Origin of the sequence: Pseudomonas sp. GL-B-26, from assembly GCF_019947405.1 — a bacterium.
GTDB lineage: Bacteria > Pseudomonadota > Gammaproteobacteria > Pseudomonadales > Pseudomonadaceae > Aquipseudomonas.
In genome coordinates this window covers 1-22,865 of sequence record NZ_JAGYGJ010000039.1, presented here as the reverse complement: position 1 = coordinate 22,865, position 22,865 = coordinate 1, and the positions used below count along the sequence as shown (strand labels likewise).

Annotated in this window: 18 protein-coding genes; 9 read left to right on the top strand and 9 right to left on the bottom strand. The window is 59.8% G+C overall.

From position 1 onward, the window contains the following. Window positions 1-176 precede the first annotated feature (176 nt). The 3 genes from KGB23_RS22280 to KGB23_RS22270 form a co-directional block, all read right to left on the bottom strand. On the bottom strand, window positions 177-2,525 hold the full coding sequence (locus tag KGB23_RS22280; protein WP_223432612.1) for an FdhF/YdeP family oxidoreductase: 2,349 nt from the start codon (window positions 2,523-2,525) through the stop codon (window positions 177-179). Further along, window positions 2,522-3,361 (bottom strand): formate dehydrogenase accessory sulfurtransferase FdhD, encoded by an 840-nt coding sequence (gene fdhD, locus KGB23_RS22275; protein ID WP_223432611.1) that lies wholly within the window; start codon window positions 3,359-3,361, stop codon window positions 2,522-2,524. The genes KGB23_RS22280 and fdhD overlap by 4 nt, the downstream gene beginning before the upstream one ends. A gap of 94 nt (window positions 3,362-3,455) precedes the next feature. Further along, complete coding sequence (locus KGB23_RS22270; protein WP_223432610.1) at window positions 3,456-4,343, bottom strand: LysR family transcriptional regulator; 888 nt, start codon at window positions 4,341-4,343, stop codon at window positions 3,456-3,458. Window positions 4,344-4,479: 136 nt separating this feature from the next. Between KGB23_RS22270 and lysM the strand changes: the two genes are divergently transcribed. Further along, on the top strand, window positions 4,480-4,920 hold the full coding sequence (gene lysM, locus KGB23_RS22265; RefSeq protein WP_223432609.1) for a peptidoglycan-binding protein LysM: 441 nt from the start codon (window positions 4,480-4,482) through the stop codon (window positions 4,918-4,920). A gap of 159 nt (window positions 4,921-5,079) precedes the next feature. Here lysM and yrfG read toward each other — a convergent pair whose 3' ends face one another. Next, window positions 5,080-5,742: a GMP/IMP nucleotidase gene (gene yrfG, locus KGB23_RS22260; RefSeq protein ID WP_076029028.1), complete on the bottom strand. Its 663-nt coding sequence runs from the start codon at window positions 5,740-5,742 to the stop codon at window positions 5,080-5,082. 89 nt (window positions 5,743-5,831) lie between these two features. Here yrfG and nudE point away from each other — a divergent pair, with 89 nt between their 5' ends. Further along, on the top strand, window positions 5,832-6,398 hold the full coding sequence (nudE, locus tag KGB23_RS22255) for an ADP compounds hydrolase NudE (protein ID WP_033058385.1): 567 nt from the start codon (window positions 5,832-5,834) through the stop codon (window positions 6,396-6,398). After that, entirely contained in the window at window positions 6,395-7,222 is an 828-nt protein-coding gene (cysQ, locus tag KGB23_RS22250; RefSeq protein WP_223432608.1) for a 3'(2'),5'-bisphosphate nucleotidase CysQ, read from the top strand. Before nudE ends, cysQ begins: the two co-directional genes overlap by 4 nt. Window positions 7,223-7,322: 100 nt before the next feature. Here cysQ and KGB23_RS22245 read toward each other — a convergent pair whose 3' ends face one another. The 4 genes from KGB23_RS22245 to rfbC all read right to left on the bottom strand — a co-directional run bounded on the left by KGB23_RS22245 (window position 7,323) and on the right by rfbC (window position 11,667). Beyond that, complete coding sequence (locus KGB23_RS22245) at window positions 7,323-7,778, bottom strand: thioesterase domain-containing protein (RefSeq protein ID WP_223432607.1); 456 nt, start codon at window positions 7,776-7,778, stop codon at window positions 7,323-7,325. 40 nt (window positions 7,779-7,818) lie between these two features. Further along, window positions 7,819-9,210 (bottom strand): sigma-54-dependent transcriptional regulator, encoded by a 1,392-nt coding sequence (locus KGB23_RS22240; RefSeq protein ID WP_223432606.1) that lies wholly within the window; start codon window positions 9,208-9,210, stop codon window positions 7,819-7,821. Then, window positions 9,207-11,015: an ATP-binding protein gene (locus KGB23_RS22235; RefSeq protein ID WP_223432605.1), complete on the bottom strand. Its 1,809-nt coding sequence runs from the start codon at window positions 11,013-11,015 to the stop codon at window positions 9,207-9,209. The genes KGB23_RS22240 and KGB23_RS22235 overlap by 4 nt, the downstream gene beginning before the upstream one ends. Window positions 11,016-11,121: 106 nt before the next feature. After that, window positions 11,122-11,667 (bottom strand): dTDP-4-dehydrorhamnose 3,5-epimerase, encoded by a 546-nt coding sequence (gene rfbC, locus KGB23_RS22230; protein WP_223432604.1) that lies wholly within the window; start codon window positions 11,665-11,667, stop codon window positions 11,122-11,124. A 422-nt stretch (window positions 11,668-12,089) separates the two neighbouring features. Here rfbC and KGB23_RS22225 point away from each other — a divergent pair, with 422 nt between their 5' ends. The 4 genes from KGB23_RS22225 to KGB23_RS22210 all read left to right on the top strand — a co-directional run bounded on the left by KGB23_RS22225 (window position 12,090) and on the right by KGB23_RS22210 (window position 17,753). Continuing rightward, window positions 12,090-15,002: an aminotransferase gene (locus KGB23_RS22225; protein ID WP_223432603.1), complete on the top strand. Its 2,913-nt coding sequence runs from the start codon at window positions 12,090-12,092 to the stop codon at window positions 15,000-15,002. Between the two features lie 303 nt (window positions 15,003-15,305). Beyond that, a complete protein-coding gene (gene aguB, locus KGB23_RS22220; protein ID WP_223432602.1) occupies window positions 15,306-16,184 on the top strand; it encodes an N-carbamoylputrescine amidase in 879 nt (292 codons plus the stop codon). 5 nt (window positions 16,185-16,189) lie between these two features. Further along, window positions 16,190-17,296 (top strand): agmatine deiminase, encoded by a 1,107-nt coding sequence (aguA, locus tag KGB23_RS22215; protein WP_223432601.1) that lies wholly within the window; start codon window positions 16,190-16,192, stop codon window positions 17,294-17,296. A gap of 244 nt (window positions 17,297-17,540) precedes the next feature. After that, window positions 17,541-17,753, top strand: a complete 213-nt coding sequence (locus KGB23_RS22210; protein ID WP_046045525.1) for a hypothetical protein — start codon at window positions 17,541-17,543, stop codon at window positions 17,751-17,753. 211 nt (window positions 17,754-17,964) lie between these two features. Here KGB23_RS22210 and KGB23_RS22205 read toward each other — a convergent pair whose 3' ends face one another. Further along, window positions 17,965-20,055 (bottom strand): TonB-dependent receptor, encoded by a 2,091-nt coding sequence (locus tag KGB23_RS22205; protein WP_223432600.1) that lies wholly within the window; start codon window positions 20,053-20,055, stop codon window positions 17,965-17,967. A gap of 253 nt (window positions 20,056-20,308) precedes the next feature. Here KGB23_RS22205 and KGB23_RS22200 point away from each other — a divergent pair, with 253 nt between their 5' ends. Together KGB23_RS22200 and KGB23_RS22195 are read left to right on the top strand one after the other, a co-directional pair. Next, window positions 20,309-20,980: a DsbA family protein gene (locus KGB23_RS22200; RefSeq protein WP_223432599.1), complete on the top strand. Its 672-nt coding sequence runs from the start codon at window positions 20,309-20,311 to the stop codon at window positions 20,978-20,980. Between the two features lie 251 nt (window positions 20,981-21,231). After that, window positions 21,232-22,515, top strand: a complete 1,284-nt coding sequence (locus KGB23_RS22195; RefSeq protein WP_223432598.1) for an OprD family porin — start codon at window positions 21,232-21,234, stop codon at window positions 22,513-22,515. Window positions 22,516-22,865: the final 350 nt, after the last annotated feature.

Here is a 22,865-nt window from a genome sequence, read left to right as displayed (position 1 = left end):
GCCTTTTTTGTGGGCGTTTGGAAAGTTCTGGCTCAGGAAGTTTCGTTGAATGATCCACCGCTTTCGCGAGCAAGCCCGCTCCCACACTCGATCTTCAGCGAACACAGATTTTGCGTACAACTGAGATTGAATGTGGGAGCGGGCTTGCTCGCGAAGAGGCCATATCAGACGACGCGTCAAGCCGACTTGGCCATGATCAACCTGGTTTCACTCGCCGCTTCCAACCGGATCGCCACAAACTTCGACGTCGGTGTATGGCTGCCATCCCCGGTGCTTTCCAGCGGCACCAGCGGATTCACTTCCGGATAGTAAGCCGCCGCTTGCCCGGCAGGAATATCAAACGCCAGCAGCGTAAAGCCCTTCACCCGACGCTCACGGCCATCATCCCAGATCGAAACGATGTCAGCCTTCTGCCCCGGCTTGAACCCCAGGCGAATGATGTCGGCTTCGTTGACGAACAACACATCACGCTGACCTTTCACGCCGCGATAGCGGTCATCAAGCCCATAAATCGTGGTGTTGTACTGATCGTGAGAGCGCATCGACTGCATGATCAGGTCCGGCAATACGCCGGTGGCGCGAGTGCGTTCGTGCACCAGGTCTTCAGGCAGGATGTTCGGACGGAAATTGGCGCGCCCCGACGCGGTATTCCAGCGGCGAGCACCGGCGCTGTTGCCGAGGTAGAACCCGCCCGGGTTCTGGATCTTCTCGTTGAAGTCCTGGAAACCCACAACGGTGTCGGAGATCAGGTCGCGGATGCGCCGGTAATCGGCCACCAGCCAGTTCCAGTCCACCGGTTTGCTGCCCAGGGTCGCGGCGGCGATGCCGGCAATGATCGACGGCTCAGAGCGCATCTGGTTCGACAGCGGCTGCAACTGGCCGTTGGAGGCGTGAACCATGCTGAACGAGTCTTCGACGGTCACCGCTTGCGGGCCTTCGGTCTGGATGTCGATGTCGGTGCGACCCAGGCACGGCAGGATCAACGCGTCTTTACCGTGCGCCAAATGGCTACGGTTGAGCTTGGTGCTGATTTGCACGGTCAGGTCGCAGTTGCTCAGGGCCTGGAAGGTCCGTGAGCTGTCCGGGGTGGCTTGGGCGAAATTGCCGCCCAGACCGATAAAGACTTTCGCGCGGCCGTCGGCCATGGCATGGATCGCCTCGACCACGTTGTGACCGTTTTCACGCGGCACCTTGAACTTGAAGCGACGCTCCAGGGAATCGAGGAACGCCGCCGGCGGACGTTCGTTGATGCCCATGGTCCGGTCGCCCTGCACGTTACTGTGGCCGCGCACCGGGCACAGACCGGCGCCGGGCCGGCCGATGTTGCCGCGCAGCAACATCAGATTGGCGATTTCCTGGATGGTCGCCACCGAATGGCGATGCTGTGTGATGCCCATCGCCCAGCACATGATCACGTTCTTGCCTTTGGCGTACATCCGCGCCGCTTGCTCGATTTCAACCAGCGTCAGTCCGGATTGATGGACGATCTGCTCCCACGAGGTGTCGTCGACGATACCCAGGTATTCCAGCACGTTGGCACTGTGTTCATTGAGGAAGTCGTGGTCGAATACGGCAGGCTCACCCGCCTTCTGTGCGTCACGCTCCCACTGCAGCAGGAACTTGGCCATGCCGCGCAGGATCGCCATGTCGCCGCCCAATGCCGGACGGAAATACGCGGTGTTGGTCGGCTTGTCGCCGTTGGTGAGCATTTCGATCGCGTGTTGCGGGTGCTGGAAGCGTTCCAGGCCGCGCTCCTTCAAAGGGTTGATGCATACCACCTGAGCGCCGCGTTTCACCGCTTCGCGCAGCGGTTCGAGCATCCGTGGGTGGTTGGTGCCAGGGTTCTGACCCCAGACAAAAATCGCGTCGGCGTGTTCGAAGTCGTCGAAGGTGACGGTGCCTTTGCCGACGCCGACACTTTGCGCCATGGCCACACCGCTGGCCTCGTGGCACATGTTCGAGCAATCGGGGAAGTTATTGGTGCCATAGGCACGCACGAACAATTGATACAGGTACGCCGCTTCGTTGCTGGCGCGGCCCGAGGTGTAGAACTCGGCCTGATCCGGGCTCGACAGGCCCTGCAAATGTTTGGCGATCAAGGAGAACGCAGCTTCCCAGCTGATCGGCTTGTAGCGATCGGTTTCGGCGTCATAGCTTAATGGCTCGGTCAGACGACCCTGATATTCCAGCCAATAGTCACTTTGCTCCAGCAACGAACTGACGCTGTGTTTGGCAAAGAACGCACCGTCGACACGGCGTTTGGTCGCTTCCCAGTTCACTGCTTTGGCGCCGTTCTCGCAGAACGCCACCATGCCGGCCTCATTGGAATCGCCCCAGGCGCAGCCGGGGCAGTCGAACCCGCCGTTCTTGTTGGTTTTAAGCATCATGCGCAGGTTTTTCAGCGCGTTGTCGCTGGTCAACCAGGCCCGGGCGACGCTGGCCAGCGCGCCCCAGCCACCGGCCGGGCCTTTGTAGGGCTTATAGCGCGGAACGGGTTTCTGGTCGGCTTGACGATGTTGACTCACGCTTGGTTCTCCGTCGCAGGGCTGTAGACCCGCGGCGCACTTTTCTGCGGCAGGTGGATGAGATTGAGGTTGTGGCGACGGGCCCATTGCACGGCAAGGCCCGTGGGCGACGACAGGCTGACCAGGGTCTGGATACCTGCGCGCAACACTTTCTGGATCAATTCGAGACTGCAACGGCTGGTGACAATCACCAGCCCGCCGGTGGTCGGGATCTTTTGTCGGATCAGTCCGCCAATCAGCTTGTCGAGTGCGTTGTGTCGGCCAATGTCTTCGCGACCCATCAGCAATTGGCCCTGACTGTTCATGAACACGGCGGCGTGCACCGCGCCGGAGTATTGGCCAAGAGGCTGGAACGCACCGATGCGCTGACGCAAACCATCGAGCCATTCGGCGGGCGGCAAGGGTGCGCCGGGCAACACCTTGAGGTCTGGCAATGCCTGCTCCACCGCTTCCACTCCGCAGAGTCCGCAACCGCTGGTGCCAGCCATTTGCCGACGCTGTTGCTTGAGGTTCCAGAAGGCGCGGTTGGCGATGGTCACTTGCGCGTATTGCGCTGAACCCGAGCCGCTGAGTTGCAGGTCATAGATATCGCAGGCGTCTTCGATGATGCCGCTGCCGAGGCTGAAGCCGACGATGAAGTCTTCGAGGTCCGTTGGCGTCACCAACATGACCGCCTGACTGATACCGTTATAAGCGATCGCCAACGCGACTTCTTCGGCCAGCGCGGTGCTGGCTGATTCGGTGTCTTGAAGGTCGCAGTAACTGTACGTCTGGCTTGCGGCGGGCGCTGGCGTTTCGAGAGCTGGCGCCGCGCAGACAGGGTGCTTGGCGTTCATGAGGCATCACCGACGGTTTAGGCTGCTTTAAGCCTAGGCGCGTCAACTTGTCGCGTCTAATCGCTAATACTGATCTACCGATAGATGGCGTCGATCAAGAGCTCGGCAGCGATTGCTGAAGAATTGCGAAACAGGCTTCCGCGAGCGCCGAACGCGGGGCGCTGCGTCGCATGATCAGGCCCAGCCGGGCGAGGGTCTGGGCATTTTCGATGGGGTGCAGGCGCAAATGATCGGTGAGTTTTTCCAGGCCTCCGTCCAGCGGCATCACGGCGCAGCAGAATCCGCCGTGCACGGCTTGTAACAATTGGTGGACGGCATCGGTCTGCAGCAACGGCTGCGGGGTGAGGCCGCGACTGTGGAAATTGTGGTCGATGGACTGCCGAAAATGCATGCCGCTGGTGAGCATGCCCAGCGGCAGTTCGATCAGCGACTCCCAACTCAGCGGCGCTTCGCCGAAACTGAAGAAGCGCTGATCGTAGAGCAGGCCCATGCGGGTTTCGCTGAACGCCAGGGAGTCGAAGCGTTCGCCGTCCAGTCGCTCCAGGTACGAAACGCCGAGGTCCAGGCGATTGTTTGCCAGTTGTTCCAGGATCTGTTCAGAGCTCAGGGCCGAGAGTTCGAAGCGCAGGTTCGGGTGTTCGGCGTGCAAGCGTTGCATCAATGGCAGCGGATCGAAGCTCGACAGCGGCACCACGCCCAGACGCAACGTACCGACCAGATTGCCGCGACAGGCAGCCGCTTCGGCCTGCAAGCCGTCGTAGGCCGCCAGCACGGTGCGCGCCCACGCCAGCACCCGCTCACCCGGTGCGGTGAAACTTTCGAAGCGCTGCCCGCGATTGACCAGCGGCAGCTCGAGTTCTTCTTCGAGGCTGCGCAGGCGCATGGACAGGGTCGGCTGGGTGATGTGACAACGCGCAGCGGCCTGGCCGAAATGCCGGGTTTCGTCGAGGGCGATGAGGAATTTCAGTTGCTTGATGTCCATCTTCGCTCCAGGGCGCGGGAAGGTGCGGATTCTAGCGCTTGGGGGGAAGCGGCGTCATTGGTCGGGTTGGAACCGCAAGTGACAGCCTTGGTCTAGGCTTTTGCGTCTGGAACCCAAAACCCAAGGAGAGCGCACCATGAGTATTTTTAGCTTTGTGAAAGAAGCAGGTGAAAAACTTATCGATCTGCTGACGCCAGGCAACGCAAATGCCAGCGAGCAGTTGAAGGAACACATCAGCAAGGTCGGCCTGGGTAACCCGAATGTGCAGGCGACGGTGGAGGGCGACAAAGTCACCGTGACCGGCGAAGTCGGCAGTCAGGAAGAGAAGGAAAAAATCCTGCTGGCGGTGGGCAATATTGCCGGTGTCGGTAGCGTGGATGACCAGATCACCGTAACGGGTCCGGTTGCTCAGGCCGCGCGGTTCGTCACCGTGAAAAAGGGCGACACCCTCAGCGCGATTGCCAAGGCTGAGTATGGCGACGCCAACAAGTACAACAAAATCTTCGAGGCCAACAAGCCGATGCTGTCTCACCCGGACAAGATCTATCCGGGGCAGTCGTTGCGTATTCCTGAATAACCCTTAAGACCGTGTGATGGCCTTCGCGAGCAAGTCGAATCGTCGCACCGCCGCTCCCACATTTGATCTCCAGTGAACACATCATTTGTGTACGACGCAGATCCGTGTGGGAGCGGCGGTGCGACGATTCGACTTGCTCGCGAAGCAGGCACCTCGGTCTCAAAGGCCTGCAATCAACTCCCGATAATCCCCCACCGCCGCAAACTCGGCCGTGTCCTTCGGCCCTTTACGGCTGTCCGGCTCACTCACGGCCAACAGATGCGCCACCCCAAAATTCCGCGCGCTGCGCAGGATCGGCAACGTATCGTCGATAAACAGACTGCGTGCCGGATCAAAGCCGATGTCCGCCTGCAAGGCATCCCAGAACTGTGGGTTTTCCTTGGCGAAACCGTAATCATGCGAGCTGATCAACCGCTCGAAGTACGGCGCCAGTTCGATTCTTTCCAGTTTCAATGACAGCGAATCACGGTGTGCATTGGTGATCAGCACCACGCGCTTGCCCGCCTGTTTGATGGCGGCCAAAAAGGTGTCCGCATCCGGTCTCAAGGCGATCAGGTGCGCGGTTTCCAGTTTCAGTTCGCGCACTGGCAGTTTGAGCTCGGCGCTCCAGAAATCCAGGCAATACCACTGCAACTGGCCGGCGTTGCGTTCGAACAACGGCTGCAATTCCATCTCGGCCATGGCCCGGCTCACCCCGTGCAATTCGGCGTAACGCTGGGGCAGGTGCTCCATCCAGAAATGGTTGTCGTAGTGCAGGTCCAGCAGCGTGCCGTCCATATCCAGCAGAACGGTGTCGATGTCGCGCCAGGGCAGCAGGGACATAAAAAACTTCTCCAGCGGTAAAAAGATATCCGAGGTAAACAATCAGGATAGGCCGGGTATAGTAACGCGTTCACGCCAAGGAGCTTTTCATGCGCCAGAAACCCACCATCCTCGCCCGCGAGATCGTCGCCACCAGCCGTTTGTTCTGCGTCGAAGAGCTGAAGTTGCGCTTTTCCAATGGCGTGGAGCGCACGTATGAGCGACTGGTGGGCAAGGGCGCCGGTTATGGCGCGGTGATGATTGTGGCGATGCTGGATGCGGACCACGCGGTGCTGGTTGAAGAGTATTGCGGCGGCACCGATGAATATGAGCTGTCCTTGCCCAAAGGCTTGATCGAGCCGGGCGAGGACGTGCTGGCGGCGGCCGAGCGGGAGCTCAAGGAAGAGGCCGGGTATGGCGCGCGGCAACTGGAGCATCTGACTGAGTTGTCGTTGTCGCCCGGTTACATGAGCCAGAAGATCCAGGTGGTGTTGGCCACCGATCTGTATGAAGAAAGCCTTGAAGGCGATGAGCCCGAGCCGATGGGCGTGGACAAAATCAACCTGCGAGAGTTGTCGGCCCTGGCCCAGAACCCGCGATTCACTGAGGGTCGTGCATTGGCAGCGCTTTATCTGGCCCGTGATCTACTGACTCAGCGTGGAGTGTTCCAGCCATGATTTTCCCCCATCCGTTGATGGCGCCTGTTGTTGAACTGGCGCTGAAAGCCGGTGCAGCGATTTTGCCGTTCTGGCGTGCCAACGTCGCCGTGACTGCAAAATCCGATGATTCCCCGGTGACGGCCGCCGACATGGCTGCTCACCATGTGATCCTGGCCGGGTTGACGGCGCTGGACCCGAGCATCCCGGTGCTGTCCGAAGAAGACGCCAACATTCCCCAGAGCGTGCGCGCTGGGTGGCAGCGTTGGTGGCTGGTGGACCCGCTGGACGGGACCAAGGAATTCATCTCTGGCAGCGAAGAATTTACCGTCAACATCGCGCTGATCGAGCAGGGGCGTGTGGTGTTTGGCGTGGTGTCGATGCCGACCAACGGGCGCTTCTACGTCGGTGGTGCGGGGCTGGGGGCGTGGCGTGGCGATAAAGACGCGGCGCCTTCGCCGATTCAGGTTCGCGACGTGCCAGCCGCAGGTGAGGCGTTTACGGTGGTTGCCAGTCGTCGGCATTCGAGTCCTGAGCAGGAGCGCCTGCTGGCCGGGTTGAGCGACAGTCTGGGTGAACTGCAATTGGCCAATATCGGCAGTTCGCTGAAGTTCTGTTTGTTGGCGGAAGGGGCGGCGGATTGTTATCCGCGCTTGGCGCCGACTTCGCAGTGGGACACGGCGGCGGCGCAAGGCGTGCTGGAAGGGGCTGGCGGTGAGGTGCTGGATTTAAGCGGTGCGCCGTTTAGTTATCCGGCGCGGGAATCGTTGTTGAATGCGTTTTTCCTGGCGCTGCCGGCGAAGGCTGCGTGGCGGGAAAAACTGTTGGCGTTGGCGCGGGCGTAAAGATCAAAAGATCGCAGCCTCGTTTCACTCGACAGCTGCTACAGGGGGACGCGTTTCTCTGTAGGAGCTGTCGAGTGAAACGAGGTTGCGATCTTTTGCTTTAGCGGTGGAGTACGTACTGCCCCGTAAACTTCACCGCATCGTCATCACTGTCCGTATTTACGATCCGGGAATGCAGTGTCAACCGCGCCCGTCCATATCGCTTATACATCGCCAAAAACTTCTTCCACACCGCTGCACTCGGCGCATGGCAAATCGCTGTCGCGTCCATGGTCACCGGCAGCGGATAGCTGATCTGTCCTTCCTGAATCACGATGTGCCCGCCTTCAACCCCTTCTTCACGCAAACGCAAATGCAGCCAACCCCAACCGGCCAGCACCGCGCCGCAATACAGGCTGCCGCCAAACATCGTGCTTTTATGATTGACGTTGGCCTCCAGCGGCAAGTGCAAACGCAGTTGCTGGTCGTGCCAATCGAGTACTTTGAGGCCCATGTCCCGCGTAAGGGGAATGTCGCGATGGAGGACTGATTCCAGATGACGGCTGTCGCGGCTCATGCACGGATCTCTTTTTTGAAGATGATGTTTTGACGGTAGCTCAATCGGGTTCGTCGGTGTGGCTGCTGCCACTGTCGGCGAAGTTCAGCCCGTGCTTGCGCAGTTTGTCGTGCAAGGTCTTGCGTGGGATGCCAAGAGCTTCGGCGAGGCTGCGCACCGAGCTGTGAGAGCGTGCCAGTTCGGCGGCGATCAAGCTCTTCTCGAAGTTTTCCACTTGTTCGCTGAGACCGCCGCTGACCACGTCGACCGTCATGCCGACAGCGCCATCCGCTGCGTTATTGTCCAATGCCAGTTCCAGGCCCAAGGCAAAGCGTTCGGCGGCGTTCTGCAATTCCCGCACGTTACCCGGCCAAGTGTGGCGCAGCAGCAGCGCGCGTTGGCCCGGTTGCAACTCGTGGGGTGGCAGACCGTGACGAGCGCTGGCTTCATCGGCGAAATGCTGGAACAGCATCAGCGCATCTTCGCCGCGCTCACGCAGCGGCGGAATACGTAGCGGTGCGACGTTCAGACGGTAATACAAGTCGGCACGGAAGCGGCCCTGATCGGCGGATTGACGCAGGTCTTCCTTGGTTGCGGCGATGATGCGGATGTCCAACGGGATCAGCTGATTACCGCCCAAGCGCTCGACCACCCGCTCTTGCAGCAAGCGCAGCAATTTCACCTGCACGTCCAGGCTCATGCTTTCGATTTCATCAAGAAACAACGTGCCGCCATTGGCGAATTCGAACTTGCCGATGCGGCGCTTTTGCGCGCCGGTAAAGGCGCCGGGCTCGTGACCGAACAGTTCGCTTTCTACCACCGACTCGGCCAGGGCGCCGGCATTGATCGCCACGAACGGACCGTTACGACGGCTAGACAGATCGTGCAATGCACGTGCGACAACTTCTTTGCCAGCGCCGGTTTCGCCAAGGATCAGCACATCGGCCTTGGTCGCCGCCAATGCACCGATCTGCTCGCGCAGGCGCAGCATCGGCGCCGATTGCCCGACCAATCGGGTGCTCAGTTCATTGCGATCGCTCAGGGCCAGACGCAGGCTGCGGTTGTCCAGCACCAGCCGGCGCAGGGCCAGGGCGCGGCGCACACTGTCGAGCAGGGCGTCGCTGGCGAAGGGTTTTTCCAGAAAGTCATAAGCCCCGGCGCGCATGGCCTGCACCGCCAGCGGCACATCGCCGTGACCGGTGATCAGCAGCACCGGCAGTTCCGGGTCCTGGGCATGCAGTTCAGTCAGCAGTTCAAGACCGTCCATGCCCGGCATGCGGATGTCACTGACCACCACGCCGGGCCAGTCGCGCTCCAGTTGTGCGGCCAGGCCCTTGGCTTCGGCCAGTGGCAGGATTTTCAGGCCGGCGAGGTCCAGGGTCTGGCCCAGGGCCTGACGCAGGTGCGGATCGTCGTCGATCAGCACGACCTGGATGCGGTTGTCGATGGTCATGCACTTCGGTCCTCGGACGGTTGCAGGCTCACACCCGGTGCGCCTGCACGCAGCTTCAGGGTAATCAGGGCGCCACCTTCCTTGTGGTTGGAGAACGACAGTTCACCACCGAAGGCGCGCATCAGGGTTTCGCAAATCGCCAGCCCTAACCCAAGCCCCTGAGTGCGGGTCTTGGTGGTGTAGAAGGGCTCGCTGGCGCGGCCAAGTGCCTCCAGGCAGAACCCGGGGCCATTGTCGCGAATGTACAGATTGACGCCGTCGGCAGTGGATTGGGCACTCAACCAGAGCTTACGCGGCGGGCCTTTTTCCGTCAGGGCGTCCAGGGCGTTGGCCAGCAGATTGCCGAGCACCTGACGCAGACGGGTTTCCCCGGCCTCGACCCACAGGGTGGCGGCCGGCAAGTCGCGGATCAGCTCGACCTCCATGCTGCGTCGACGCTTGGCCAGCAGCGCCAGCGCATCGTCCAGCGCCGGTTGCAGGGCGACGCTTTCCGGGGCGTGGCGATCGCGCCGGGCGAAGGCGCGCAGGTGGGCGATGATCGAGGCCATGCGCCCGGTCAGTTCGCTGATCAGCTTGAGGTTGCCGCGCGCATCATCGGTGCGCTGATGATCGAGCAGTACTTCGGCGTTTTCTGCGTAGCTGCGGATCGCCGCCAGCGGTTGATTGAGTTCGTGGCTGATGCTCGCCGACATGGTGCCAAGGGCCGACAGTTTGCCGGCCTGCACCAGATCATCCTGAGCGCGAACCAGCTCTTGCTGGGCCTGTTCGCGCTCCAGCACTTCCTGTTTCAATCGACGGTTGAGGCCTTCGAGGTCGCTGGTCCGCTCGGCTACCCGACCTTCCAGTTCGCGACGGGCCTTGGCTTCGAAGGCGATTCGTTCGAGGTAATGACGGCGTCGCTGCATCATCAGACCCAGCAGCAACATCAACACCAACAACGTCGCGCCGCCGATGGCGACGACCGTGCGTACCGGGCGATCGATCAAAGTGCGTGGGGCGAGGATGCTGACGTTCCAACCGGTTTCTGCGATGGGCTGGGTTTGTGTCAGCCAGGCGTTGGGGTTGAGCCGCAATGGTTTGGGATCACGGGTCGGATAAGGTTGAATCGCAGTAATAGCCTTGCGTTCCTCTTCGCCCAACGGGCGGGTCGAGCGGAATCGCCACTCGGGCCGCGACGTGAGAATGACCACGCCGTTATGGTCGGTCAGCAGCAGTTGTTCCGGGGTTTTGCCCCAGAGGCTTTCGGTGTGGTCCAGGTCAACCTTGACCACCAGCACGCCGATGATCTTTTCGCCGTTACGCACGGCGGCGGCGAAGAAATAGCCGCGCTTGGCCGAGGTCGTGCCCAAACCGAAAAAACGCCCAAGTCGCCCGGCCATGGCTTCGCTGAAGTACGGCCGGAAAGAAAAATTACGCCCGACGAAACTGTCGTGTTTGTCCCAATTGGACGCGGCCAGGGTCTTGCCCGTGGTGTCCATCAGATACATGACTTCGGCGCCGGTCTGGGCGCTGATGTTTTTCAATAAACGGTTGGCGTTGCCCTGGGTGACGCCATCGTCGGGCGCGCCGAGGACGGCTCGCAGGGCTGGCAGATCGCCGAGGATCTGCGGCAACACTTCATAACGGTGCAGGGTGCCCAGCAGGTTGGCGACGTAAAGGTCGAGCGTCTGACGGTTCTGCCCGGCCAGCTCGCTGCGGTAGTAACGCTCGGCCAGATGCTCCAGCGGCCACAGCAACGGCGCAAGGCACAGTGCGAGCAGGGCCAGGCTGCGCCAGCGGGGTCTGCGGGGGAGGGTTGGAGTCATGAGCATCGAGCGCCTGTGGGTACAGGCGCATTATGCCTAGGCTTGCGGGCGCAGTCTGCGCGCCGTGGGTCAGGTACGCCTGTGCGGCGAAGATTCAGACGGTGTTTCAGGAAAAGACTTCAGCGTCCTTGAAGAACGCGGCAGCCTGATCTTTGCCGGACAGTTGCGGTGCTTCATCCAGTTGCCAATCGATGGCCAGGTCCGGATCGTCCCAGCGAATGCTGCGCTCGGCGGACGGGGTGTAGTAGTCGGTGGTTTTGTAGAGGAATTCGGCGAACTCGCTCAGCACCACGAAACCGTGGGCGAAACCCTCCGGGACCCACATTTGACGATGGTTCTCGGCGGACAGACGCACGGCCACCCACTTGCCGAAATGTGGCGAACTGCGGCGAATGTCCACCACCACGTCGAGTACTTCACCGGCTGTGACGCGAACCAATTTGCCCTGAGTGTTTTCCAGTTGGTAATGCAGGCCACGCAATACGCCTTTTTGCGAGCGGGAATGATTGTCTTGAACGAAATTCGTCTCCAGGCCAGTCATTTCTTTGAAAGCCTTGGCATTGAAGCTTTCATAGAAGAAACCGCGCTCGTCACCAAATACCTTGGGTTCGATGATCAGAACACCGGGCAGATCGGTGGTGACTACTTTCATGGTCTTTCTCCAGCAATTGGCGTTGATGGGCGTCATTCTTGCGCAAAGTGGCGGCGGGCGCGAGTGGGCCGTGATTCAGGTGCTGAAGGTTTTGTATCTCCAATGGTCTTAATCCGAGCCATCGTTCGCTACATTCGCTTCGCCGAAGTACCAGTGCTTGGACTATAGGCACTGTCCGTCCGTTTTCATTGACGTGAATAAAATTTCATTATCCACGATGAAAAAAGGCCTTGTCAGGAAGGCTACGTTGATCATCTGCCGGGCGCATTCTTTTCGTGCAGCCGATGTAGCTTGTTTCCCCCAGTGGAAGGCAATCCGAGATTAGGAAAGTTCAATAGAGAGGTTGCAGGCTTGAAGGGGGGTTGCGTATCGCCCCAAGCAGTGGCGATATAAGCGCCTAATAAAACTTCAGGGGTCGTTGTATGCCGCTCGCCACGTTGATTCATCGCGCCAGTTTGCCCAGCCCGCAAGTGTCTGCGGTGCAAGCGCTTGAGCTGTTGAAGGGACATTACGGGCTGAGTGGAAGGTTGCAGGCCCTTGGTAGCCAGCAGGATCTTAACTATCTGGTTGACAGCGACGAGGGGCGTTTTGTCCTGAAAATCTGCCGTGGCGATTACTCGGCGCAGGAGCTGCACGCCCAGCACGCCGGGCTCAAGCATTTGGGTGAACACCCTGATGTGCATGTGCCGCGAGTGATTCCCGCTAAAAACGGTGCAGACCTTCTCTCCCTGGAAGTCGGCGGCCAACCGGTGCATGTGCGCCTGCTCGATTACATCGAAGGCCGGTCGCTCACACACCTGGATCATCTGCCCGGTTCAGTGGTGGCCGGTTTCGGTCGGCTCTGCGGTGAAATGGACCTGGCCCTGGCCGGCTTCGACCATCCGGGCCTCGAGCGCACCCTTCAATGGGACGCCCGCCACGCCAACGCGCTGATCGCGCATTTGCTGCCGGTCATCAACGACGACCTGCAACGCCGGCTGATTGCCGATGCGGCTGAACAGGCCGAGCGTCATTTGCAGCCGCTAGTGGATAAGCTGCCGGTGCAAGCCATTCACATGGATATCACCGACGACAACGTGGTGTGGCAGCGAGATTCGCAACGCCAGTGGCAATTGCAGGGTGTGATCGATTTCGGCGACCTGGTCCGTACCTGGCGCATCACTGATCTGTCGGTGACGTGTGCGGCGCTGCTGCACCACGCCGATGGCGATCCTTTCTACATTTTGCCGGCGGTCCAGGCCTATCACGCTGTCAATCCGCTCACGCATGAAGAGCTACTGGCGCTCTGGCCGCTGATCGTCGCCCGTGCGGCGGTGTTGGTGCTCAGCGGCGAACAGCAGGTCAACATTGATCCGGGCAATGAATACAGCCGCGACAATCTTACCCACGAATGGGAGATTTTCCGTGTCGCCACATCGGTGCCGTTGGCGTTGATGGAAGCGGCGATCCTTACCTCGGTCGGCCAGAGTCTGCCGAGCATCGGTAGCGAAGGCTTCGCGCCGCTGCTGCCGAGCTTGGTGGGGCGTGAGTTTGCATTGATCGATCTGGGCGTGCTCAGTCCGCATTTTGAGGCCGGCAACTGGGAGCAGGAGGGGATCGATCAACGTCTGTTGACCGAAGCTGCTGCGGCTCATGGTCTGGCAGCCAGTCGTTATGGGCAATATCGCTTGTCCCGCACCCGACCGGACAGCGCCACTGAACCCGACACTTGCCCATTGCACGTCGAATTACGAGTGCCCCGCGGCACGGTGGTCGAGTCACCATTTGCCGGGGTGCTGCATCAGACGGCGGCAGGCGTGCTGCAACTGGATGGCCCGCAATTGAGCGTGCGCCTGTGGGGCGTGACTCCGTCGCTGCACACGGGCGCAGCGCTGGTCAAAGGCCAGGTGCTGGGTTCCGTCAGCGGGCCGTTGATTGTGCAGTTGTGCCGGGGCGCTTCGTTCACGGCGCCGTTGTTTTGCACGCCGTCCCGCGCGGCTGCCTGGCAAGCGTTGTGCCCGTCACCGGCGGTGCTGCTGGGATTGGCCTGTGACGCCGAAGAAGAACTCGATTCGCAGACGTTGCTGGCGCGTCGTGACGCCAGTTTCGCCCGTACCCAGAAGCACTATTACGTCGACCCGCCGCGCATCGAACGTGGCTGGCGCAATCACTTGATCGACATGCAGGGTCGCTCCTACCTCGACATGCTCAACAACGTCGCGGTGTTGGGCCACGGTCATCCGCGCATGGCTGCTGTCGCCAGCCGTCAGTGGTCGCTGCTCAACACCAACTCGCGCTTCAACTACGCGGCGATTGCCGAGTTCTCCGAGCGTTTGCTGAAACTGTCGCCGGATTCCATGGACCGAGTGTTTCTGGTCAACAGTGGTAGCGAGGCCAATGACCTGGCAATCCGCCTGGCATGGGCCTACAGCGGCGGTCGCGACATGCTCAGCGTGCTGGAGGCCTATCACGGTTGGACAGTGGGCGCGGACGCGGTCTCGACCTCGATTGCCGACAACCCGAAGGCCTTGAGCAGCCGTCCGGACTGGGTGCATCCGGTTACCGCGCCGAACACCTATCGCGGCGAATTCCGTGGACCGGATAGCGCGCCGGACTACGTGCGCAGCGTCGAACACAACCTGGCGAAAATTGCCGAGCAGAAGCGTCAGCTGGCCGGTTTCATCTGCGAGCCGGTGTACGGCAATGCCGGCGGTATCTCGCTGCCGCCAGGGTATTTGAAGCAGGTTTATGCGCTGGTTCGTGCCCAGGGCGGTGTCTGCATCGCCGACGAAGTGCAGGTCGGTTACGGCCGCATGGGCAACTTTTTCTGGGGCTTCGAAGAGCAAGGCGTGGTGCCGGACATCATCACCATGGCCAAAGGCATGGGCAACGGCCAGCCGTTGGGCGCGGTGATCACCCGTCGGGAAATCGCCGAAGCGCTGGAAGCCGAGGGTTACTTCTTCTCGTCGGCCGGCGGCAGCCCGGTCAGTTGCCAGATCGGCATGGCAGTGCTGGATGTGATGGAGGAAGAAAAGCTCTGGGAAAATGCTCAGGTCGTGGGTGGGTATTTCAAGGAACGGCTTGAAGCGCTGATCGATATTCATCCGCTGATGGGCGCGGTGCATGGTTCCGGTTTCTATCTGGGCGTCGAGTTGATCCGCAATCGCGAAACCCTGGAACCGGCGACCGAAGAAACCACGGCGCTGTGTGATCGGTTGCGCGAACTGGGGATCTTCATGCAGCCGACCGGCGATTACCTGAACATCCTCAAGATCAAACCGCCGATGGTGACCTCGCGTCAGAGCGTGGATTTCTTCGTGGATATGCTGTCGAAGGTTCTCGCAGAAGGTCTGTAAACACCCATCCCCTGTGGGAGCGGGCTTGCTCGCGAAAGCGGTCGCTCATCAACATCGATGTCGACTGATCTGACGCTTTCGCGAGCAAGCCCGCTCCCACAGGGATAGCGTTGAAGTTCGATTATTATCTGGGTTAATTGAGTTAATTTAGACGGGTGGAGTATTTGTCGCTTTAAAAGCCGATTTTTATCGGTTATAAAGTCGCCACTGCCCCGGTGTGGGCTCACCACACCCGGAGCTTCCCATTTCTGTCATTGGTCGATGCCACACTCGACCCTCAAGCAATTGCCCCGGAGATGATTCATGAGCCGTATCGTTACCGTCGCCGCCACCCAGATGGCCTGTTCCTGGGATCTTGAAGCCAACATCGAGACCGCTGAGCGGCTGGTCCGTGAGGCCGCGGCGAAAGGCGCGCAGATCATCCTGATCCAGGAACTGTTCGAGGCTCCGTACTTCTGCCAGAAGCCGAACCCGGATTACCTGCAGCTGGCCACGACCGTTGAAGACAACGTCGCCATCAAGCACTTCCAGAAAATTGCCAAAGAACTGCAAGTCGTTTTGCCGATCAGCTTCTACGAACTGGCGGGCCGCGCGCGTTTCAACAGCATCGCGATCATCGATGCCGACGGCAGCAACCTCGGGATTTATCGTAAAAGCCATATCCCGGACGGCCCTGGCTACCACGAAAAGTACTACTTCAATCCGGGCGATACCGGCTTCAAAGTCTGGAACACCCGTTACGCGAAAATCGGCGTGGGCATCTGCTGGGACCAGTGGTTCCCGGAATGCGCGCGCAGCATGGCGTTGCTGGGCGCGGAAATCCTGTTCTACCCGACCGCGATCGGCAGCGAGCCACACGACAAGACCATTTCATCCCGCGATCACTGGCAACGCGTGCAACAAGGCCATGCTGGCGCCAACCTGATGCCGCTGATCGCCAGCAACCGCATCGGCAACGAAGAGCAGGACGGCTACGACATTACGTTCTACGGCTCGTCGTTCATTGCCAACCAGTTCGGCGAGAAGGTTCAAGAGCTCAATGAAACCGAAGAAGGTGTGCTGGTTCAAAGCTTCGACCTGGACGAACTGGAACACATCCGCAGCGCCTGGGGTTCGTTCCGTGATCGTCGCCCGAACCTGTATGGCACACTAAAGACCCTCGACGGATCCCTGGAGTCCTGATCGCTATGACCACTTTGCACAGCACGCCGCGCGCCGACGGCTTTTACATGCCGGCCGAATGGGCGCCGCAAACCCAGACCTGGATGATCTGGCCCGAGCGCCCGGACAACTGGCGCCTGGGCGGCAAACCGGCGCAAGCCGCGCACGTCGCGGTGGCTAAAGCCATTGCACGTTTCGAACCGGTGACCGTGGCGGTTTCCGCCGGCCAATACGAAAACGCCCGTGCCCGTCTGGACGTGCCGAATATTCGTGTGGTGGAAATGTCCAGCGACGACGCCTGGGTTCGCGACACCGGCCCGACGTTTGTCATCAATAACCGTGGCGAAGTCCGTGGTGTGAACTGGGACTTCAACTCGTGGGGCGGTTTCGACGGGGGGCTGTATTCGCCGTGGAATCGCGACTCGCAGGTGGGCGGCAAGATCCTCGAGATCGAGCGCAGTCAACGCTACCGCACCGAGGGCTTTGTGCTCGAAGGCGGTTCGATCCACGTCGATGGCGAAGGCACGCTGATCACCACCGAAGAGTGCCTGCTTAACCGCAATCGCAATCCGCACATGAACCGTGCAGAGATCGAAGCGGTGCTCAGTGCGAATCTGGCTGTGGATAAAATCATCTGGCTGCCGGACGGTTTGTTCAACGATGAAACCGACGGCCATGTGGATAACTTCTGCTGCTACGTGCGTCCGGGCGAAGTGTTGCTGGCCTGGACCGATGACCCGCAGAACCCGAACTACCCGCGCTGCCAGGCGGCTATGAAAGTGCTGGAAAGCAGCACCGACGCCAAGGGTCGCCCATTCACGGTGCACAAGATGCCGATTCCGGGGCCGCTGTATGCGACCGAAGAAGAGTGCGCGGGTGTTGACCCGGTGGACGGGACTCAGGAACGTAATCCGACCGTGCGTCTGGCCGGTTCCTACGTGAACTTTCTGATCGTTAACGGCGGCATCATCGCGCCGAGCTTTGACGACCCGCTGGATGGCCCGGCAAAAGAGATTTTGCAGGCACTGTTCCCGCAGCACGAAGTGGTGATGGTGCCCGGCCGCGAACTGTTACTGGGAGGCGGTAACATCCACTGCCTTACCCAACAACAGCCAGCACCGCACAAGGAGTGAGTGAGGTTGTAACAGCTTGAGTTGATTGCAGAATCGATTCGGCAAGCGTTTTGCCTTCCTGTCTTGTAGAGAGCCCGCAGTCCATCAGGACTGCGGGCTTTTTTGTATCCACTTGTCGACAGTTGCGAAACCTTGGCACAGCTCTTGTATCTCTCATGGTGTAAACAGGGAGGGGGAGAACTGCGATGTTCTGTCATAAACCTTGGATAAGTTAGCCGCTCACAAACCAGGAGAGAGCGCGGAAATGAACGCCGAAATGAATGTTGTGAGCGAGCGGGCGTTGCATCCCCTGGCAGTAAACAGCGAATCGCTCCAGGTCCTGGCGCACTGGTTGAAGTCCAATGGAACGCGTCAGATCAGAGAACCTGATCCGCGCCGGATGATGATCGAACGCTACCCCGCTGGTTTATTCAGCGAAGCGGAGCTGGAAGCGTTGTGGGATGTGATGGAAGGATAAGAAGAAAAAACAACGGATTGGTAAAAGCGCTGCCGGGATGGCGGCGCTTTTTTATGGGCGAAGGTTTTTGTGATCACTGGAGATCAAAAGTGTGGGAGCGGGCTTGCTCGCGAAGGCGGTGTGTCAGTCGACATTAATGTTGAATGATCGATCGCCTTCGCGAGCAAGTCGAATCGTCGCACCGCCGCTCCCACACTGGATCGCAGTGAATTTAGAAACTGTAGGTGCCAGTCACGACCACGCTGCGCGGTTCACCCGGCTGAATCTGCGCCGCACTGGTGGCCGACGAGTAGTAGGTCTTGTCGCTGATGTTGTTCAGCGCCGCGCGCAAATCCCAATCCTTCTGCCGGAACCCGGCCAATGCATCCCAACGACCGTAACCCGGCAGCACGGTGGTATTGAGGTTGTCGGCATAACGCTGGCCCACCAGGGTCAGACCGGTTTCGGCGTACCAGCCCATTTCCGGTTTCCAGGTCAGGAACAGGCTGCCGTTATGCTTGGCCACGTTGCTGATACGTTTGCCTTCAAAGCCGTTGTTGTCCTTTTCGACCGTCGCGTCCTGCACACCCACGCCACCGCGCACGTACCAGTTGCCAGCAATCTTGCCGGTCCCGGTCAGCTCGATCCCGCGGGAACGTTGCACGCCAGTGAGCAAGGTCACGCTCGGATCATTCGGATCGCTGGTACGGCGGTTGTAGAGTTCCAGTTCGTAGATCGCCAACGTGGTGCTCAGGCGGTCATCGAGCCAGTCGCTCTTCACGCCGATTTCCTTTTGCTTGGTCAGCTCGGGACTCAGGTCGTTGCTATTGCCGGCGGCGCCTGGGGTGATACCGATCAAACCACCGCCGACCGGGGAAAAAGTCTTGGTCCAGGAGGCGTAGAAGGAATGATTCTGCAGCGGCGTCCACACCAGTCCTACACGCGGGCTGGTGCTATGGCTGTCGCGATCTTCGGAAATGTCCCGCAGCTTGTTGGTCGACTCGATGTCGAAGGTGTCGTAACGCAAGCCGGCCAGCAGTTGCCATTGATCGTTCAGACGCAGTTGATCCTGCACGTACACCGCACGGCTTTCGACTTCGGTGTGAGTGCTGCTGGACACTTGCATCCGTCCGGTATGGCGCAAATTGCGGTCGGGGTTGTACAGGTCCAGTGCCGGTACAGGCTGAGTCCCGCGCCCGGTGGCCGCGTTGTACAACGTAGGGTCGCGCCGCTGGCTGCCGATTTCGATGCCGGTCAGCAAACGATGCTCAAGGCCGAACGTGTCGAAACCGCCTTCCAGTTCGACGTTGTTGTAGACGTTGCGGGTGGTCAGGTCCTGTTGCCAGTGCTGGCGCGTGACCTTGTTGGTCGCCGGGGTGTAGCCAGTCAGGTAGGTGTTGTCGAAATCGCTGTTGAGCTTGAACACGCCCAGGGTGTGGCGCAGTTGCCAGTTGTCGCTGAGCTCATAACTGAGTTTCGAGCGCAGGGATTGCGACTTGTCGTCGATGAAATCGTGTTCGCTGCCGTAGGTCGTATCCCGTCCTACGTCCGCCGGGCGTCCGTTTACACCGGGGATACCGCGATCCGGCGTACGGTTGTAGCGGCTGTATTCGTACTGCACCAGCCAGTTCAGGTCCGGCGTCAGTTGCCAGCTCATCGACGGAGCGAACAGTTGGCGATTGCCGCTCACGCCATCGCGGAAGCTGTTTTGATCCATGTTGCCCATGTTCAGGCGCAGGTTGATGTTCTCGCTCGGGTCGGTGCTGAGGTCGGCGTAGAGGCTGCGCAAATCATCGCTGCCGCCCTGGGCCTCGAGGGTCGAGCGGCGACCGAATTCAGGCAGTTTGCTGACCCGATTGACGATCCCGCCCTGACTGCCACGGCCATACAAAACAGCGGCCGGGCCTTTGAGGACTTCGATGCGTTCGATGTTGTGCAAATCGCGCACGTATTGGCTGTCGTCACGGATGCCGTCGAGATAGAAGTCGTTGCTGGCGTCGAAACCGCGGATGCGCAGGCTGTCGAAGCGCGTGTCGGCGCCGCTGCTGACGTTGGGGATGCCGCTCAGCGCGGTGCCCAGATCGTTGGTGCCATAATCCACGACGTTCGCGGTTTTGATCGAGTCGATGGCTTGTGGAACGTAGCGCACCGGCGTGGCGGTGCGGGTCGCGGTGCTGGTTTCCTTCACACGCGGGTCATCGGCTTCAGCTTCGGCGCTGATCGACGTCTCGGGTAAAACGGTGGTGGCGGCGCAGGCAAAACCGGCAGAGAGAAATGCAGAAAGCCCAAGGGTGACGGGCGTGAGGCGAAAGGGGGCAGGCATCTGAAGCGCATCCGGAAGGGTGGAGTAATTCGAGGGTGCGAATGGTAATGCTTGCTATTTACTTCTGTTAATTATTCTTGAAAGGTTTCGCTGTTTGATTATTTCGAATTGTGTCGAGATGGCTACAGTGGGCCGTGAGGCCATTCGACCGATTCATGAAACAGACTGAAAGCCATTCCAGCGTTTTTCAGAAACGGGCTGAGGACTAATCTGCCGGCATCTCGTTTTCCTACGCTTTTGCCGGAGTCTTCCCATGATCCTTCACTACATTTATGACCCGTTGTGCGGCTGGTGCTACGGCGCAAAACCGCTGGTGCAAGCCGCCCAGGCTGTGTTGCCAGTGATCGCCCACGGCGGCGGCATGATGACCGGCGCCAATCGCCAGACCGTCTCGCCACAACTGCGCAACTACGTGATACCCCACGACCGTCGCATTGCCGAGTACACCGGTCAGCCGTTTGGCGAGGCGTATTTCGAAGTATTGCTGCGCGATGAGACGGCGGTTTTCGATTCCGCACCGCCGATTGCCGCGGTGCTGGCAGCCGAGCAGATCGCCGGTCGCGGACTGGAGTTACTGGGACGTTTGCAGAGTGCTCACTACGAGGAAGGTCGACGCATTGCCGATGAAGCTGTGTTGTTAGAACTCGCGATAGACATCGGTCTGGAACCTCAAGCGTTCCAGGCTGCTTTCAAAGCAGCTGAAACCGATCGCCACATCAAGGACAGTCGAACATTCCTGGCCGAAGTCGGCGGCCAGGGTTTCCCGACCTTCGCCCTGGAACACAACGGCCAATTTACCCTGATCGATATCAGCCCGTGGCTCGGCAAGCCGCAAGCCTTCGTGGCATGGCTGAGTCAGTCGCTTCCTGCACAAGCGTCATCATCGGAGCTTCAAGCCTGTGGCCTGAACGGCTGCGCCGATTGACGGCGGCAAGTGATTTCTTAGACGTTTTTCGCCTATTTACAGACGATTCATGAAATTGACACATCGTTAAGGGCGCGGCTAGGATTCGCCCCACGCCTGTGGCTAACCGCCATGACCCATAAAATAACAAAAAGGCCCGCCACGATTTCTTCGTGCGCGGGCCTTTTTGTTTCGGGTGAAAAAAGAGTGCGATAGCGCCGTTTCAGCCGTTCGACACAGCGCGTATCAACGGTCATAAGGAAAAGAACAAAATGTTGAACAAGCGAATCAGCCTGATCGCTCTGGGGATGTTGAGCGCTACACAGGTCATGGCTAACGACCAGGCCGAATCCAAGGGTTTTGTTGAAGACAGCAGCCTCAAAGTGCTGCTGCGCAATGCCTACATCAATCGCGACAAAAAAGACGGCAACGACGATCAGCGTGAATGGGGTCAGGCTGCCATCGGCACCTACACCTCGGGCTTCACCCAAGGTACCGTCGGCGTAGGCGTTGATGCCTTCGGTCTGTACGGCTTGCGTCTGGACCGTGGTAGCCATAGCGGCGGCCAAGGCATCGACTTCTTCAAGGAAGGCGACAGCGGTAACCCGGCCGGCGATCTGGCCAAAGCCGGTGGCGCGGTAAAATTCCGCCTGTCCAGCACCGTTCTGACTTACGGCGACCAGATGCCGGTACTGCCGGTGTTGAGCTACGACAACGGGCGTCTGCTGCCGGAAAGCTACACCGGCACGCTGATCACCTCCAGGGAGATCAAAGGCCTGGAGCTGAACGCCGGTCGCTTCACCGCTGAATCGCGCAAAAGCGCTGAAGGCCGTGACAGCGGCGGCCTGAAGTCGATCAACGTGTTGGGCGGTAGTTACCAGTTCACCGAACAGTTCAAGGCTGCGCTGTACGCCTCCGACGTCGAAGACGTGCTGAAGAAGCAATACGTGAACGCCAACTACGTGTTCCCGATCGACAAGGATCAGTCCCTGACCCTGGACTTCAACGGCTACCGCACCAAGCTGGACGATTCCTACGTCCGCGACAGCGGTGCCACCGGCGACGACAACAAAATCTGGAGCCTGGCCGCCACATTCGCCACCGGCGCGCACTCGTTCACGCTCGCCCACCAGCGCAGCACCGGCGACAGCAACCTGGGCTACGCCTACGGCGGCTACCAGAAAGATCAAGGTCGCGTCGGCGACGGCGGCAACACCATCTACCTGGCGAACTCGTACTGGTCCGACTTCAACGCCGAAGACGAACGCAGCTGGCAGCTGGGCTACGGCCTCGACTTCAGCACCTTCGGTGTTCCAGGCTTGAGCTATAACTTCGCCTACGTGCGCGGCGACAACATCACCACCTCCACCAGCGAAGGCGGTACCGAGCGCGAAATCTTCAACCAGTTCAAGTACGTCGTCCAAAGCGGCCCGGCCAAAGACCTGAGCGTGAAACTGCGCAGCTCGATCCTGCGTGTCTCGCAGAAATCGAGTGAGTACAACTCCAGCGGTAACGAAGTGCGTGTGTTCGTGGATTACCCGATCAACATTTTCTGATGATTGGTTGCGCTACCGAGGCCTGATGCAAGGCTGAGAAAGGAAAAGCCCCGACTGGTTCGTAATGCTGTTCACTTAAACAATTTCAGCCGCGACGCATTCTTTGTAGCAGCTGCCGAAGGCTGCGTTCGGCTGCGCAGCAGTCGTAAAACCTGAGTGCGAGGTTTGTCTGAAACACCGCATCGTCTGATTTTACGACTGCTGCGCAGCCGAACGCAGGCTTCGCCAGCTGCTATGTATGGACTCGCCCCCACGTTCAACCTGCTTTTTGAACACTGCTACCCGGTTGCATCTATGTATGAGGCCTGTTCGAGGAAGCCTTCAACGGCTTCTGGCCAACATTGGGTAAG

What these genes read in the sequence shown, in the direction of transcription:
- fdhD (WP_223432611.1), bottom strand. Translation starts at nt 3,361, where the DNA reads ATGAACGCCAAGCACCCTGTCTGCGCGGCGCCAGCTCTCGAAACGCCA.
- KGB23_RS22270 (WP_223432610.1), bottom strand. Translation starts at nt 4,343, where the DNA reads ATGGACATCAAGCAACTGAAATTCCTCATCGCCCTCGACGAAACCCGG.
- lysM (WP_223432609.1), top strand. Translation starts at nt 4,480, where the DNA reads ATGAGTATTTTTAGCTTTGTGAAAGAAGCAGGTGAAAAACTTATCGAT.
- yrfG (WP_076029028.1), bottom strand. Translation starts at nt 5,742, where the DNA reads ATGTCCCTGCTGCCCTGGCGCGACATCGACACCGTTCTGCTGGATATG.
- nudE (WP_033058385.1), top strand. Translation starts at nt 5,832, where the DNA reads ATGCGCCAGAAACCCACCATCCTCGCCCGCGAGATCGTCGCCACCAGC.
- cysQ (WP_223432608.1), top strand. Translation starts at nt 6,395, where the DNA reads ATGATTTTCCCCCATCCGTTGATGGCGCCTGTTGTTGAACTGGCGCTG.
- KGB23_RS22245 (WP_223432607.1), bottom strand. Translation starts at nt 7,778, where the DNA reads ATGAGCCGCGACAGCCGTCATCTGGAATCAGTCCTCCATCGCGACATT.
- KGB23_RS22240 (WP_223432606.1), bottom strand. Translation starts at nt 9,210, where the DNA reads ATGACCATCGACAACCGCATCCAGGTCGTGCTGATCGACGACGATCCG.
- KGB23_RS22235 (WP_223432605.1), bottom strand. Translation starts at nt 11,015, where the DNA reads ATGACTCCAACCCTCCCCCGCAGACCCCGCTGGCGCAGCCTGGCCCTG.
- rfbC (WP_223432604.1), bottom strand. Translation starts at nt 11,667, where the DNA reads ATGAAAGTAGTCACCACCGATCTGCCCGGTGTTCTGATCATCGAACCC.
- KGB23_RS22225 (WP_223432603.1), top strand. Translation starts at nt 12,090, where the DNA reads ATGCCGCTCGCCACGTTGATTCATCGCGCCAGTTTGCCCAGCCCGCAA.
- aguB (WP_223432602.1), top strand. Translation starts at nt 15,306, where the DNA reads ATGAGCCGTATCGTTACCGTCGCCGCCACCCAGATGGCCTGTTCCTGG.
- aguA (WP_223432601.1), top strand. Translation starts at nt 16,190, where the DNA reads ATGACCACTTTGCACAGCACGCCGCGCGCCGACGGCTTTTACATGCCG.
- KGB23_RS22210 (WP_046045525.1), top strand. Translation starts at nt 17,541, where the DNA reads ATGAACGCCGAAATGAATGTTGTGAGCGAGCGGGCGTTGCATCCCCTG.
- KGB23_RS22205 (WP_223432600.1), bottom strand. Translation starts at nt 20,055, where the DNA reads ATGCCTGCCCCCTTTCGCCTCACGCCCGTCACCCTTGGGCTTTCTGCA.
- KGB23_RS22200 (WP_223432599.1), top strand. Translation starts at nt 20,309, where the DNA reads ATGATCCTTCACTACATTTATGACCCGTTGTGCGGCTGGTGCTACGGC.
- KGB23_RS22195 (WP_223432598.1), top strand. Translation starts at nt 21,232, where the DNA reads ATGTTGAACAAGCGAATCAGCCTGATCGCTCTGGGGATGTTGAGCGCT.